This is a genomic window from Xanthomonas arboricola pv. populi, assembly GCF_002939945.1.
Lineage (GTDB): Bacteria > Pseudomonadota > Gammaproteobacteria > Xanthomonadales > Xanthomonadaceae > Xanthomonas > Xanthomonas arboricola_A.
The window spans coordinates 288,571-303,824 of the sequence record NZ_MDEB01000005.1; the positions used below are offsets into that span (position 1 = coordinate 288,571).

Here is a 15,254-nt window from a genome sequence, read left to right on the forward strand (position 1 = left end):
TCGACTTCCGTAGTTACCATGACCGGAATCGCCAATGCGTCGTCTTGCCTGCCTGCTTGCTCCCTCCCTCCTTGCGCTGTGCTGCGGCACCGCGCTGGCGCAGTCCTCCGGCGAGCCGGTGCCCAATGGCCGCCTGCCGACCTGGGCGGTGCCCGAGCGCTACAGCCTGGCGTTCAAGATCGACCCGGACCAGAGCGAGTTCAGCGGCCGCACCAGCATCCGCGTGCAGCTCAAGCAGGCTTCCGATCACCTCTGGCTGCACGGCAAGGAATTGAAGGTCAGCAAGGTCACGGTCAAGCCGGTCAAGGGCAAGGCGCTGACCGCACGCTACGTGGAAGCCGATGCGCAGGCCGGTGTGGTGCGCCTGGATTTCGGCCGCACGCTCACGCCGCAGACGCTCACCGTGGACATCGTCTACAGCGCGCCGCTCAATCAGCAGCTGCAGGGCCTGTATCAGGTGAAGTACCAGGGCCAGGCCTATGCGATGACGCAGATGGAGCCGATCAGCGCGCGCTATGCGTTCCCGGGTTTCGACGAGCCGGCGTTCAAGACGCCGTTCGACCTCAGCCTGACCGTACCCACCGACGACCAGGCGCTGGCCAACACCATCGCCACCTCGACCAAGCCGGCCGGCAAGGGCTGGAAGACGGTGACCTTCTCTCCGACCGTGCCGCTGCCGACCTATCTGGTCGCCTACGCCGCCGGCCCGTGGGACGTGGTGGACGTGCCGGCAATGCCGGTTACTCCGCAGCGTCCCAACCCGACCCCGTTGCGCGGCATTGCTGCCAAGGGCCAGGGCCCGCGCATCACCCCGGCGCTGGACCAGACCCCGGCGATCATCGCCGCGCTGGAGGACTATTACGCCTTCGGTTATCCGTTCGACAAGCTCGATCTGGTCGCCGCCCCGGACTTCAGCGCCGGCGCGATGGAAAACCCCGGGTTTGTCACCTTCCGCGACTGGCTGTTGTTGCTGGACAAGGACTCGCCGGCCGAGAACGTGCAGCGCTCCTTCAACACCAATGCGCATGAGCTGGCCCACCAGTGGACCGGCGACGCCGTCACCATGGAGTGGTGGGACGACCTGTGGTTGAACGAAGCGTTCGCCACCTGGATGCAGCAGAAGATCACCATGCAGCTGCACCCGGAATACCGCGCCAATCTGGACCGCATCGGCGGCGCGCAGCATGCGATGGACAACGACAGCCTGGTCAGTGCGCGCAAGATCCGCCAGCCGATCACCGGCAACGGCGATATCGAGACCGCCTTCGACGGCATCACTTACCAGAAGGGTGCGGCGGTGCTGGCGATGTTCGAGGCTTTCGTCGGCGAAGATGTGTTCCGCCAAGGCATGCGCGCCTACATCGCCAAGCACACCTTCGGCAGCGCCACCGCCGACGATCTGGTCGATGCGATCGCCGACGCCGCCGGCAAGGGCGAGGCGTTCAAGGCCGCATTCCGCAGCTTCCTCAATCAGCCGGGCGTGCCGTATCTGCAGACCCAGCTCGCCCGCGAAGGCGGCAAGACCGTGGTCAAGCTGCAGCAGCAACGCTACCTGCCGCTGGGTTCCACCGGCTCCACCGCGCAGCAATGGGGCGTGCCGGTGTGCGTCAAGTACGGCAAGGGCAAGAACCAGGTCGGCACCGCCTGCCAGATGCTCGAAGATGGCAGCGGCAGCATTGTGCTGGACGGCGCCGGCAAGAACACCTGGGTATTCCCGAACGCGCGTGGCGCCGGCTACTACCGTTTCAGCCTGCCCAAGAAGCAGCTGGCTGAACTGGGCAAGCAGGTCGGCCAGCTCGACGAAAACGAACGGCTCGCCTATGCCGATGCGATCGATGCGGCCTACCGCCACGGCGATACCGATGGCGACGCCGTGCTGGCAGCGCTCAAGCAGTTGGCGCCGTCCGAGTCGGCCGATGTGTCCACGGCGCTGCTGGACCGCTTCGTGTGGATCTGGCGTTACCAGGCCACCACCGAGGCGCAGCGCGGCGCCTTGCGCAAGGTCGCCGAACAGGCCTATCTGCCGCGTCTGCAGCAGTTGGGTTACACGCGGCGCAGCGGCGAATCGATCGACGACACCACGCTGCGCTCGTCGCTGGCCGGCCTGTTCGCACTGCGTCTGCAGAACGCGGAGGTGCGCAAGGCGCTGCTCGCGCAGGGCGATGCGGTACTGGCCGGCGGCAACGGCGCACTGGACTTCTCCAAGGCCAATCCGGATCTGCTCGGCACTGCGTTGGCAGTGACCGCGCAGGAGCGCGGCGCACCGGCGGTGCAGGCCTTGATCGCTGCGCTGCGCACGCATGCCGACCCGGCGCAGCGCAACGCCATGATCGCCGCCCTGGGCGCGGTGCAGGACCCGGCGCTGCTCACCCAGGTGCGTGATTTCGCGCTGACCGATGCGATCAAGGTGGGCGAGATGAAGAGCCTGCTGGCGCGCGGCCACAGCTACCAGACCTCGCACGATTCGATGTGGCCGTGGTTCACTGCCAACTTCGACCGCATCGTGCAGCGCAGCGGCTCGTTCGATGGCGGCGGTTTGCCGGCGCTGGGTGCGTCCGGTGGCTGCAGCGTGGAAGAAGCCGACCGCCTGGATGCGTTCTTCAAGCCGCGCCTGGCCACGCTCAGCGGCGCCGGCCGCGGCATGGCCCAGACCGGCGAGACCATCCGCCTGTGCGCCGCGCTCAAGCAGGCGCAGACCGCCAAGCGCTGAGTCGCGGCCTGCGGCCCGGGTGCACGGTATCGACGGTGTCGATACCGCGCGATCCGGAGCGGCGAACGAAACGACTGCGCTCACCGTCAGGCGCGCTGCCGGTGCCTGGAATCGGCATGTGCCACGCGTACACTCCGGTTCCGGGCGCGCCTTCCGTATCCACCTGGTGACTGCCCGTTACATTTTGTCAGCCACTCCAGGGACGAAGCGATGGACGAATCATTGATGCTGCACGGAGAGGGCTTCGTGCTGCGCCGCTGGCGCCAGGACGACCTGGGCGCCTTGTTGCTGCACGCCAACGACCCGTTGGTGCCGCGCGGATTGAGTGATCGCTTTCCGCATCCGTATACGCGCGCCGACTGCGAGGCTTTCCTGGCCGGACGCGTGGTCGATCTGCAACACCCGGTCCTAGCCATCGAGATCGACGGCCAGGCCTGCGGCACGATTGCCGTGCGCCCAGGGCTGGGCGAGCGACGCTTTTCGGCGGAGCTGGGCTACTGGATCGGCAGCACGTACTGGGGCCGTGGCTGGATGACGCGCATCGTGGCCACTTATGTGGCCTGGGCGATGCAGGCCCTGCCGCTCCATCGCGTCCAGGCCACCGTGCTCGACACCAATCCGGCATCGGCCAAGGTGCTGCTGCGCAACGGCTTCGCCGAGGAAGGCGTCAGCCGCTGCGAGATCATGAAGCCGGATGGATTGCACGATTTGCGCGTGTTCGCGCGGGTGGGGCGGCCGGCCGAGCTGGTGTGAGCCGCGTCTGCGTGCCACGGCGAACGCATCGGCCGAGCGGGTCTGCGCGCTGCTGATTCGCGCAGATCCATCACCGACATCGGTGCCGATCCTGGGCATGTTCTGAACTGCGTCGAGGTCACCTTGCCTCGCGCCTTGCGGGGCCTTGAACGCCATGCTTCCGCTGCCGCGTGTACGGCTGGCTACGCCAGTGGCTTACCATCGTCGCCATGCGTTTGCACCGCCGGCTGCATCGGCGTGCAGATGACCAACACCGCTGGGTGGTGGAAGGGCGATACGGTCCCTGCAGACCCGGCAGGCAACACGAACCTTGGATACGACGATGACACAGCATGATGGACGGGGCTCACGCCCGCCGCGCGATGGCGGCAGCTCCGGCGCTTCGCACAACCCTTGGGGCCGCGCCGCGCCGCGTGCACCGGCAGCGCGCCCGCCGGCACAGCAGGCGCCAACGGCTTACACGCCTGCTGCCCCGCAGTCCGCGGCTTCGTCGTCCGGCGGCAATGCGCGCGAACTGCGGCTGTACGGCATCAACGCGGTGCAGGCCGTCTTCAAGGCGCGTCCGGAGGCGGTGCGCAAGCTGTATCTGAGCCAGGCGCGCATTCCGCAGTTCAAGGCCTTGCTGGCCTGGTGCGTGGCCCAGCGCATCGGTTACCGCGTGGTCGAGGAGGCCGATCTCAGCAAGCTCGCCGCCAGCACGCACCACGAGGGTGTGGTGGCCGATGTGCTGCGCGTCGCCCCGCAGCCGTTGCAGGACTGGCTGGCCGCGTTGCCGCAGGGGCGGGTGCTGGCGTTGTGGCTGGATGGCGTGGGCAACCCGCACAACTTCGGCGCGATCCTGCGCTCGTCCGCGCACTTCGGGGTGGCCGGCCTGCTGCTGCCTGCCGGCTCCACGCTGGGTTTGTCCGGCGCAGCCGCGCGCGTGGCCGAAGGTGGCGCCGAGGCGGTGCCGCTGGTGCAACTGCCCGAGACCGCAACGGCGATGGCGCAGCTGCGTCAGGCCGGTTTCGCAGTGGCGGCCACCCTGGTGGAAGGTGGCCAGGACGTGTTCGCCGCCGCGCTTCCGCAGCGGCTGGTGTATGTGATGGGCGCGGAGAGCGAGGGCATGGACCGCCAGTTCGCGCGCGATTGCGACCTGCAGTTGTCGATCCGCGGCAGCGGCAAGGTCGAAAGCCTCAACGTGGCCTCGGCCACCGCCGTGTTCCAGGCTGCCTGGCGTGCCCGTGCACTTGGCGGAGAAGCGTGATGCGCCTGTGTGCCGGTCTGCTTGCCGCCGCTTGTGCGTTGAGCGTCAGCGTGCATGCTGCAGCGGCCTCCACGCCTGCCGCACCGCCACAGGTGCGCACCGATCACGGCCTGGTGCGCGGGCAGTGGCAGGACGACGGCAGTGCGGTGTTTCGCGCGATTCCGTTTGCCGCACCGCCGCTGGGCGCATTGCGCTGGCAGCCGCCGCAACCGGCTGCCGCCTGGTCGGACGTGCGCGATGCCACCCAGGCCGCCACCCCGTGCGCGCAACCGGCGCTGGGCTGGAACAATGCGATGGCCAGGCGCGGCAGCGAAGATTGTCTTTACGTCGAGGTGCAGACGCCGACGCTGCAGCCGGCCAAGCCGCTGCCGGTGTTCGTCTGGATCCACGGCGGCGCCAATGTGGCCGGCGGCGCCGATGGTCATCTGCCGACCAACCTGGCCGCACAGGACATGCTGGTAGTGACGCTGCAGTACCGGCTCGGCGCGCTCGGTTTCCTGTCGCTGCCGGAACTGCGCGATGGCGACCATCAAGCCGCGGGCAACTACGCCTTGCTCGATCAGATCGCCGCGCTGCAATGGGTGCGCGACAACATCGCGCAGTTCGGTGGCGATCCTGCGCGGGTCACCATCGCCGGGCAGTCGGCCGGTGGCCAGGATGTGGGCTTGCTGATGCTCAGCCCGCTGGCACGTGGCCTGTTTTCGGCGGCGATCGAGCAGAGCGGCACCGCCGGTTTCGGATTGCCGGCGCGTTCGCTGGAGGACAATCGCGCGCTGGGTGTGGAGATCGCCAAGCGCGCAGGTATCGATGATCCTGCAACGCGTCTGGCGCTGCTGCGTGCGCTGCCGGTGGAGCAGCTGATCAAGGCCGGGCAGGGTGTCGATGTGCCGGCATTGGACGACGACGGCTACATCTGGCTGCAGGCGGTCGTCGATGGGCGCGTGCTGCCGCGTGCGCCGGCCGCGTTGCTGGCCGACGGTGCGCAGGCCAGGGTGCCGTTGTTGATCGGCTACGTGGTGCAGGAGCTGGAATACGGCGGCAAACAGGGCGCGCAGGCGCGGCTGCGCCGCGACTATCCGGCGCAGGCCGATGCCGTGCTGCAGGCGCAGCGCGCGCATGCGGCGCAGCGTGCCGGGCGTGAGGGCGATGCGGCGATGCAACTGTCCACCGATCTGACCTTTCGTTGCCCGGCAGTGACCGTCGCCCAGCATCAGGCTGCGCTCGGCGTGCCGGTGTGGCATTACGTGTTCGATACCGCCGCCCCGGGCGGGCAGGTGACGCATAGCGCCGAGCTGCCGTTCCTGTTCAAGGGTCTGCCGATCGGCCAGCCGCCGGTGAGTCTGCAGCGCTATTGGGCCGCGTTCGTGCAGCGTGGCAATCCCAACACCAAGGGCTTGCCGGCCTGGCCTGCGTTCGCACCCGGGCATGCGGCATTGCAGTTCGACGGCAGTGGCGTGCGCCCGCTCAAGGATGCACGCCCGGCCGTGTGCGCGGGGGTGGACTTGCCGTAATGGATCGCGCGTACCGACACGGTACGCGCGACTGACTCAATTCAACTCAACGTGCGCAGCCCGGCCCGCCGATCTTATTTTTTTTGCAGTCGCACGGCGGCACCGCCATTTGCGGCCAATGGCAGCTGCAGGCTGTCGTTGGAGGTGAGCTTGCGCGTGTCGATACGCACGTCCGTCGGGTCCTCGCCATCGGCGTAGATGGTTGCGGTCCAGCTGCCTTTGCCCAGAAATGCCAACGGCAAGGTCAGCGTGCGAGCCTGCTCGTTGGTCATCGCGCCCACGTACCAGTCCTTGCCGCTACGCCGCGCCAGCGCGATGTGCTCGCCGATGGCGCCATCGAGTGCGCGTGTCTCATCCCAGCTCGCCGGCACATCGCGCAGGAACTGCGCGGCCGGCACGTTTTCGTATTGTTCCGGGCTGTCGGCGACCACCGCGAACGGGCTTTCGTAGACCACATACATCGCCAGTTGCTGCGCACGCGTGGTCATCACCTGCGGTGCGATGTGCTGCATCTTGAACTCGGCAGGGCGCACATTGCGGAAGCCGCCCGGGGTGTAGTCCATCGGGCCGAGCAACATGCGCGTAAACGGCAGCGTGAGGTTGTGGGTTGCGGTGATGCGCGTGGTCCATTTGTTGTACTCGGCGCCGAGCACGCCTTCCTGCGTGAGGTAATTGGGGTAGGTGCGGGTTAGGCCGGTCGGGTGATAGGCGCCATGCAGGTCCACCAGCAGTTTGTGCTCGGCGGCCTTGGTTAACAGGCGGTGATAGAAATCCACCATCTGCTGATCGTCGCGGTCCATGAAGTCGACCTTGATGCCCTTGATGCCGAGCTGCTGATACCAGGCGAGCGCTTCGTCCATGTGCGCATCCAGCGCGCGCCAATGCGCCCATAGCCACAGCCCGACATCGCGCTGCCGTGCGTAGGCCACCAGGCCCGGCAGGTCGAGCTGCTCCACCGGCCGGCGGATATCGGCATCGGCGTTGTACTGACCGTCGCCGGTGCTGCCGACATACCAGCCGTCGTCGATCAGCATGTATTGCAGTTTCAATTGCTGCGCGTGATCGATATAGCGCTCGATCGTGGCGGTATTCATGCCCGGCTGCGTCACACCGCTGGCCAGCGCGCCCGACCACCAGTCCCACGCCGATTTGCCCGCGCGCACCCAGCTCGCATCGAAGGCAGGCGGTGGGTTGAGTGCGGAAATCAGGTTGGATTCGATCAGACTCGCCGGGCTGTCGCCCAGCATGATCACACGCCATGGCGTGGCGAAATCGCGGCCTTTGGCATCGACGCTGACCGCCAGCTTGGGGTCGTCCAGGCGTGGCGATAATTTCGCCGATACGCCCAGGCCGCCATCCTCGCGGCCGGTGAGGTACAGGCCGGCATAGTCGCGCAGGTTCGCCTCGGCAATCGCCAGCGTGGTGCCGCTGGCATCGGTCTGGCACACCAGCGGCAACTCGAGCAGATTGTGCGGGCGCAATCTGGATGCGGCGATCGCATCGTATTCGCCCTCGTGGCTGGTGCCGAAGCGGCCCAGGTTCAAGGTCCAGCATGCGTAATCGCTGGGGAATGCAAAGCCGGTGAGCTCGTTGCGAATCCGCACCTCACCGGCATCGGGCAGCACATAACGCAGCGCGACGCCGTCGTCGTAGGCACGCAGTTCCACCGTCAGGCGTCGCTGTTTGGGGTCTGACAACTGCACGCGCAATTGGCGGTACTGATCGCGTGCCTGGCGCGTCTTGCCCACGGGCAGGGCGAACCGGCTGTCATGCGTTTCGGTCGTACTGCCTTGCAGCGTCATCGCCTTGCCGAGTGTGTTGGCGCGGCCCAGATCCAGTCCGAGCGGGGCGTCGTCGAGCACGACTTTGTTGCGATACAGCACGCGATAGGTCGGCACGCCGCCCTCGCGCAGCGCGAATTCCACCTGCGTACGTGCGTCGGGCGATTGCACCTGCAAACGCTGTGCAGCTGCAGGCAGCGCGATCGAAAACAGCAAGGCGCATGCGGCCGGTAATGCGGACTGGATCAGGTTTCGCATGAGTCCCTCCTCCTGGGAGCGCCTACCCTAACGCAGAAGTGTTGTCGTCGATATCCACCTGGGGTAACGTTACCTCGCACCATGGCCGCTGAAACAGGGGCGGCAGCCACGGGCGGCATCACGGCAGATGCACTGACAAGGCGGCTACGCGTCGCTTTGACGGTTGCGCCGACGCGATGTGCACCGTTGCTTGGCAGTAGAGCTTGGGAGAGGCCTCTAATGCTGATGGTTCGCAAGGCGTTCCGCCGTGGAGCGCTGTGGGTGTTGTGTGGTTGCATCGCGTGGACTGCAGTGGAGGCTGCACCCGCCGATGCCGACCCGCCCGGTCCCTACGACGTGCGCGTGCTCGCTGGCGGTGTCGGGCTGAGCAAGAAGCTCGCCGCCGGGACACCGCTGCTGGCCGCCGATGCGGATTGGAGCGTGTCCGGCTGGGTGCGGCCGTCCAGCGGGACGACCGGCCCGGCGTTGATTGCCGGTCTTGGCGATCCGCAGGCGGCTGGCCGATTCTTCGTCATCGACAACGGCATGCTGGGCTTTGCCCAAGGCGCAGATCATCTGCTGCGCAGCAAGCAGCAGATGCGTGCCGGTGTCTGGACGCAGGTCGCCGCGATTGCACAGGGCACGCGCCTGCGCCTGTACGCCAATGGCCGTCAGGTGGCCAGCGGCAGCGTGCAGCAAACCGCTGTCACGGCCACGCTGGTGTTCGGTCCGCGCCAGCAACCGGTGGCGTATACGCAGCACTTCGGCGGCGAGATCGCAGGCTTTACCGCACAGGCCGGTGCGCTGGATGCGGCGGCCATCGCACGGCTTGCCGGACAGACGCCGGATCCGGCGTTGCAGCGCTTCGAAGACGCATCGCCCGGCTGGCGCGTGCAGGTCAAACAGATGGCGGGGCAACTCGCACCGCAAGCGGCGGCGACCCTGCCGCGCAGTGCGGCGCCCTTCCCGGCGCCGGTCGCCAGGCCGGTGTCGGATGCGCCTGCGTTGCAGGCGCTGGATGCCGCCTCATGGCGGGTCGGCGCATGGCAACTCGCTGCTGCGCCAGAGCTCGGTCAAGCCAGCGGTGCGACGCTGTCGCGCAGCGATTACGCCGCCGGCAACACCCGCTGGCGCGCCGCGACCGTACCGGGCACGGTGCTCACCACGCTGGTCGATCGTGGCGTGTATCCGGACCCGGACATCGGCCTCAACAACATGGCGATTCCCGAATCGCTGAGCCGGCAGGACTGGTGGTACCGCAGCAGTTTCGATCTGCCGGCGTCACTGCAAGGCAAGCGACTGGAACTGCTGTTCAACGGCATCAACTATGCCGGCGAGATCTGGGTCAACGGCGCCCAGGTCGGGCGTACCCGTGGCGCATTCGCACGCGGTCGCTTCGATGTCGGCAAGCAGCTCAAGCCGGGCAGGAATGTCATCGCGGTGCGCGTGTCGCCACCGCCGCATCCCGGCATCGCGCACGAACAATCGATGACGGCGGGCGTCGGCGAAAATGGCGGCATGCAGGCGCTGGACGGACCGACCTTCATCGCCAGCGAAGGCTGGGACTGGATTCCGGCGGTACGCGATCGCAATGCCGGTCTCTGGCAGGACGTGCAACTGCATGTCACAGGTCCCGTGGCGCTGGGCGATACGCAGGTCGTCACCGCACGGTTGGCACCGGATCACCGCCGTGCGGAACTCGAGATCAACGTGCCGCTGCGCAACGACACCGCCGCAGCAGTGCAGGGCACGCTGCAGCTGGCCTTCGGCGATGTGCGCATCCGGCGCGAGGTCAACGTACCGGCCGGTGGCAGCACGCTCAAGCTCACCGCCGCCGATACGCCGCAGCTGGTCGTCGCCAATCCACGCCTGTGGTGGCCAAACGGCTATGGCGAGCCTGCGCTGTATACCTTGCAGGCAAGTGTCGAGGTGGCCGGTGCGCCATCGGATGCGCGGCAGCTGCGCTTCGGCATTCGTCAGGTGACCTACGAGCTGTCGTTGTTCGACGACGATGGCGCGTTGCGTCGCGTCCTGGTCGATCTCAATCAAGCCCGGCAACGCGGCGAGCGCATCGTTGACGTGCGGCATGCAGCGATCCGGCCGGTACCGGGTGGCAATGCGCAATCCCTGTATCCCGGCGCCCTGTCTTCGCCGGCCGTGCAACTGCTCGACGACACCCGCCTGGCCCCGCATCTGGCGCTGCGCATCAACGGCGTGCGCATTGCGGTGAAGGGCGGCAACTGGGGCATGGACGATTGGCGCAAGCGGGTCTCGCGCGAGCGGCTGGAGCCGTATTTCCGTCTGCAGCGCGATGCGCACTTCAATGTGGTGCGCAACTGGGTGGGGCAGAACACCGAAGCCAGTTTCTACGAGCTGGCCGACGAATACGGCATGCTGGTGTTCAACGACTTCTGGCAGTCCACCCAGAACTACAACATGGAGCCGGCCGACGCGGCGCTGTTCCTGGACAATGCCGCCGAGGTGATCAAGCGCTTCCGCAATCATCCTTCGATCGTGCTGTGGTTCGGGCGCAACGAAGGCGTGCCGGCACCGATCCTCAATGAAGGCCTGGACACACTGGTTGCCGAACTCGATGGCACGCGCTGGTACACCGGCAGTTCCAACGAGATCAATCTGCAGGTCAGTGGCCCGTACAACTACCGCGAGCCGCTGGCGTACTTCAACAAACTGGCGCAGGGCTTTTCGGTGGAGGTGGGCACGCCCTCGTTCTCCACCCTGGAGTCGTTCAAGGCATCGGTGCCTGCCGTGCAGGACCAGTGGCCGATCGGCGATGCCTGGGCGTATCACGACTGGCACCAGTCCGGTAACGGCGACACTGCCAGCTTCATGCGCGCGCTGACCGACAAGTTCGGTGCGCCGACCAGCCTGGCCGACTTCGAACGCAAGGCGCAGCTGCTCAACTACGAAACGCATCGCGCCATCTTCGAAGGTTTCAACGCCCAGCTGTGGAGCAAGAACAGCGGGCGGCTGCTATGGATGAGCCATCCGGCCTGGCCTAGCAGTATGTGGCAGATCTACAGCCACGACTACGACACCCACGCGGCCTATTACGGTGTGCGCAACGCGGCAGAGATGCTGCATGTGCAGATGAACCTGCCCGGCCACGAGGTGGTGGTGGTCAACAATGCGGCCGAGCCTGTGAGCGGCCTGCGCGTACGCGCGGAAGTCTATGCCGCCGACGGAAAGTTGCTGCAGCAGCGCGAGCAAGCGCTGGAAGCCGCAGCGGTTTCGGTGTCGGCACCGGTGCTGCAACTTGCGCCATTACTCAAGGACACCAATGGCCTGGGCTTTGTACGGCTGCAATTGCTCGATCGCGATGCGGTCGTGCGTTCACGCAATTTCTACTGGGTGGCGCGCGATGCGGCGGCCATGCGCGGCCTGGATGCGCTGGCGGCAGTGCCGGTGCAGCTCAGCACGCGGCTGCAGGAGGGCGCGAAACCGGTGCTGCGCGCCACCGTGCGCAATGCCTCGCAACAGGTGGCGCTCAACACCAAGCTGACCCTGGTGGACGCGCAGGGCCAGCGCATCCTGCCGGCGTATTACAGCGACAACTATCTCAGTCTGGTGCCGGGCGAGCAGCGCGAGGTCGAGATTCGCGGCCCGTCCGCGGCGAGCCTGCGCAACGCCACGCTGCAGGTGCGCGGCTGGAATGTCCAACCATCAACAGGCATTGCCAGCGGGCCTCCGTAGCGGCGCCAGCGCGTTGCCACGCCGTGCCCCCGCACGGCGGTCGCACTGACGCGCCGATTGCGCGTCAGCCAATACCGCATTGCCGTTCCTGCAATGCCATTCGAAACGGTCGTGGATTGTCGTCATCCCTGGGAGGGGACCATGAACAAGCTGCATGCGAACACCTGCCACACCCCACTGGCCGCCGCACTCGCGGCCGCACTCACGCTGCTTGCAGGCAGCGCAGGCGCACAGGACGCCGGCAACGCCGCCGGGGTCACCGACCTGGACAAGGTCATGGTCAAGGGCGTGCGCGGCGCGCAGGCCGAGGCCATCGAAAACAAGCGCACCGCTGCGCAGATCATCGACTCGATCTCTGCAGAGGACATCGGCAAGTTGCCCGATGTCACCATCACCGATTCGCTGCAACGCGTGCCCGGCGTGCAGATCCGGCGTTCGGCCGGCGAGGGCTCGCAGCTCAATATCCGCGGCATGCCGCAGGTGCAGACCACCATGAACGGCGAGTTGTACCTGAGCGCCGGTGGCGGCGACCAGTACGGCCAACCGAACATCGGCCGCGCGCAGCCGGATTTCGTCGACATCCCGCCGACGCTGTTCAGCGGCGTGGACGTGATCAAATCGCCGACCGCCGCCGATCTGGATGGCGGGATCAGCGGTACCGTCTCGCTGAAGACGCGGCGCCCGTTCGACCTGCCGGAAGGCTGGACCTTCAGCGGCCAGGCCGAGGGCTCCTACGGCGACCGCGTGCAGGAACTCAACGAGCTGTACTCGGGCCTGGCCAGTTTCCGCACCGAGCGTTGGGGCGCGTTGCTGGCGGTGTCGTACTCCGATGCCACGCTGGAGAACAAGCATCCCAGCGTGTATTCCAATGGCGCGCAGAAATCCACCGAGCAGAACGTGGGCTTTGATTTCAACGGCGATGGCCGCATCGGCAGCAATACCGATCCGTCCAACCTGCCACGCGATTATTTCTACAACTGGGTCGCCACCGAGCTGGACAACCGCAGCACCGATCGCCAGCGCACCGGCATCAACGGCTCGTTTCAGTTCAACATCAACGACGCATGGACGGTGCTGGCCGATGCGGCCTACACCAAGCTCGAAGACCAGGACACCTCGGTCGCGGCGCAGCTGCACACCGGTTGGGCCACCAACCAGCTGCAGCCCGGATCGGTGGTCGATTCCAATGGCGTGCTGGAATACGGTCAGTTCCGCTACAACCGCTTTCAGGCCCACTCGATGGCCGGCGTCGCCGACTCGGACGCGCTCAACACCAATCTGGAACTGCGCTTCGATGACGGTGGCCCCTTGCGTGCCTCGTTCCGGTGGGTGCATGGCGATGCGCAGCGCACCTACGACGAAGCGCGTGCCGATGCGGTGGTGACACGCGGCGACCAGATCACCCGCGCAGGCGGGGTGACGCAGTGGGCCAACGCCAATGGCCTGCCGACGGTGGATGCCTCGGTGGATTTCCGCGGCACCTATCCGGCGGTCAACCTCGGCACCGATGTGTCCAACCCGGACAACTGGCAGCTGATGTCGACCTGGGCGCAGGGCAACAAGATCGAAGCGACGATGGACGCATTCCGCGCCGATGGCACCTTCGAGTTCGACGAGGGCGTGGTGCGTGGCTTCCAGTTCGGCATCCGCTACGGCGAGCGCGAGGTCAAGCTGGACACCTATCGCTATCTATCGCCGGTGTCGACCACCTGCGCCGACCCGAATCGCTCGCTGTATTACTTCAAGGATCCGCTGATCGTGGACACCTGCAGCGGCGTCTCCGAAGCGCGTCTGCTGCCGTTCAATTCGATTCCCGGTTACTGGGCGTATTTCAACGACTTCGATCCGCTCAAGGTCACCGGCCTGGGCAGCCAGGGGCTGCCGGCGATCAATCCGCAGGTCATGAAGGACCCGGTGGGCTATCTCAACAGTCTGTACCCCGGCAACGTGGCCTATCAGCAGGCTGCCGATTCGTACAAGGTCACCGAGAAGAGCACTGCGGCGTATTTTCTGGCGAATCTGGAAGGTGGTACCGGCAGCGCGGTCCCGTGGACGGCTAACATCGGCGCACGCATCGTGCAGACCAAGCTGGCGATCGATCAGTACCTGAGCAGCGGCAATGTGTTCATCGGCAACGTGGAATGGAACGGCGTCAGCCCGGCGATCGGTACCAATCGATTGAACCGCCAATACACCGACGTGCTGCCCACCGCCAACCTGTCGCTGGACATCACCGATGCGCAGAAGATGCGTTTCGCCTACAACAAGGCGGTGGCGCGCCAGGACCTGCCCGATCTCGGGCGTGGGCTGGTGAGCTTCTACGCGGTCAACGGCACGCCACCGCGCAATCCCGCGTTGCCCTCGGATGCGGTGCTGTTCCTCAATGGCCGCTCCGGCAATCCGGATCTGGATCCGTATCGCGCCACCAACTACAACGCCTCGTGGGAATGGTATTTCTCCGATGCGTCGCTGATCAGCGTGGGTGCGTTCCTGATCGACGTGAAGTCGTTCCCCACCACGGTGACCAACATCGAACTATTGCCCGACGCCGATGGCGTGGCGCGGCTGGGCGGCCCGGTGGAGCGCATCGTCAATGGCGGTGGCGGCAAGATCAAGGGCTTTGAAGTGGGGTATCAGCAAGCCTTCGACTTCCTGCCCGGCTGGTTGAGCGGCTTCGGTACCAACATCAACTACACCTTCTCCGACGCCGACACCGACAACACCGATATCGAAGGCAATACGTTGCCGATTGGCGACAATTCCAAGCATCAGGCCAATGCGGTGCTGTGGTACCAGAAGGACAAGTTGCAGGCACGCGTGGCCTACAACTGGCGCAGCAAGCGCTTCAGCCAGGTCAACAGCGGTGCATGGGGCGACGAGCTGGCGATTTGGAACGACGACGTCGGCTATCTCGATGCGTCCTTCAGCTACGACGTCAACGACCATCTGACCCTGTACGCTCAGGCGACCAACCTGACCGGCGAAAGCGAGCGGCGCTACGCGCAGTGGACCAACCACTACTACGATCAGAACATCTTCGAGCGCCGTTACTACGCCGGCCTGCGTCTACGGTTCTGATCCGGCTGCATGGTTGTGCGACACGGCGCACCTGCGCGCCGTGTCGCACATGTTTCGCTGTTGTCACGTTCCAAGCGGTCATTGCGCTCTACTTCCCGTCGCCGCTGATTGCGGCGCTGCAGTACGCCTGACGGCAACGTCGGGCACCCTCCCATTCGGCCGCATCGTCGGGAAGCGATGTGGCCGTTTTTTTGTGCGTGCTGCGGCCGCGCTCAGGTATCACACGC

Annotated in this window: 7 protein-coding genes and 1 other RNA gene; 7 read left to right on the plus strand and 1 reads right to left on the minus strand. The window is 66.2% G+C overall.

Annotation, left to right across the window (positions count from 1 at the left end):
- The first annotated feature begins 34 nt into the window (after positions 1–34).
- The 5 genes from XaplCFBP3123_RS15130 to XaplCFBP3123_RS15150 all read left to right on the plus strand — a co-directional run bounded on the left by XaplCFBP3123_RS15130 (position 35) and on the right by XaplCFBP3123_RS15150 (position 6,220).
- Entirely contained in the window at positions 35–2,710 is a 2,676-nt protein-coding gene (locus tag XaplCFBP3123_RS15130; RefSeq protein WP_104534775.1) for a M1 family metallopeptidase, read from the plus strand.
- A 116-nt stretch (positions 2,711–2,826) separates the two neighbouring features.
- Positions 2,827–2,903: non-coding RNA, sX9 sRNA (locus tag XaplCFBP3123_RS15135), on the plus strand.
- A 17-nt stretch (positions 2,904–2,920) separates the two neighbouring features.
- Positions 2,921–3,463, plus strand: coding sequence for a GNAT family N-acetyltransferase (locus tag XaplCFBP3123_RS15140; RefSeq protein WP_104534776.1), 543 nt, complete (start codon positions 2,921–2,923; stop codon positions 3,461–3,463).
- Positions 3,464–3,785: 322 nt separating this feature from the next.
- On the plus strand, positions 3,786–4,709 hold the full coding sequence (locus XaplCFBP3123_RS15145) for a TrmH family RNA methyltransferase (protein WP_104534777.1): 924 nt from the start codon (positions 3,786–3,788) through the stop codon (positions 4,707–4,709).
- Positions 4,706–6,220, plus strand: coding sequence for a carboxylesterase/lipase family protein (locus XaplCFBP3123_RS15150; RefSeq protein WP_172453286.1), 1,515 nt, complete (start codon positions 4,706–4,708; stop codon positions 6,218–6,220). Before XaplCFBP3123_RS15145 ends, XaplCFBP3123_RS15150 begins: the two co-directional genes overlap by 4 nt.
- 74 nt (positions 6,221–6,294) lie before the next feature.
- Here XaplCFBP3123_RS15150 and XaplCFBP3123_RS15155 read toward each other — a convergent pair whose 3' ends face one another.
- On the minus strand, positions 6,295–8,259 hold the full coding sequence (locus XaplCFBP3123_RS15155; protein WP_104534779.1) for a glycoside hydrolase family 97 protein: 1,965 nt from the start codon (positions 8,257–8,259) through the stop codon (positions 6,295–6,297).
- Positions 8,260–8,478: 219 nt separating this feature from the next.
- On the opposite strand from XaplCFBP3123_RS15155, the gene XaplCFBP3123_RS15160 reads away from it, so the two are divergent.
- The gene (locus XaplCFBP3123_RS15160) at positions 8,479–11,949 is read left to right on the plus strand and encodes a glycosyl hydrolase 2 galactose-binding domain-containing protein (RefSeq protein WP_104534780.1); all 3,471 of its coding nucleotides are present in this window, start codon (positions 8,479–8,481) and stop codon (positions 11,947–11,949) included.
- Positions 11,950–12,090: 141 nt separating this feature from the next.
- Positions 12,091–15,027, plus strand: a complete 2,937-nt coding sequence (locus XaplCFBP3123_RS15165; protein ID WP_104534781.1) for a TonB-dependent receptor — start codon at positions 12,091–12,093, stop codon at positions 15,025–15,027.
- Positions 15,028–15,254 lie beyond the last annotated feature (227 nt).

Bases quoted from the DNA above. Each gene is read 5' to 3' on its own strand.
- XaplCFBP3123_RS15130 (WP_104534775.1), top strand. From the start codon at position 35: ATGCGTCGTCTTGCCTGCCTGCTTGCTCCCTCCCTCCTTGCGCTGTGC.
- XaplCFBP3123_RS15140 (WP_104534776.1), top strand. From the start codon at position 2,921: ATGGACGAATCATTGATGCTGCACGGAGAGGGCTTCGTGCTGCGCCGC.
- XaplCFBP3123_RS15145 (WP_104534777.1), top strand. From the start codon at position 3,786: ATGACACAGCATGATGGACGGGGCTCACGCCCGCCGCGCGATGGCGGC.
- XaplCFBP3123_RS15155 (WP_104534779.1), bottom strand. From the start codon at position 8,259: ATGCGAAACCTGATCCAGTCCGCATTACCGGCCGCATGCGCCTTGCTG.
- XaplCFBP3123_RS15160 (WP_104534780.1), top strand. From the start codon at position 8,479: ATGCTGATGGTTCGCAAGGCGTTCCGCCGTGGAGCGCTGTGGGTGTTG.
- XaplCFBP3123_RS15165 (WP_104534781.1), top strand. From the start codon at position 12,091: ATGAACAAGCTGCATGCGAACACCTGCCACACCCCACTGGCCGCCGCA.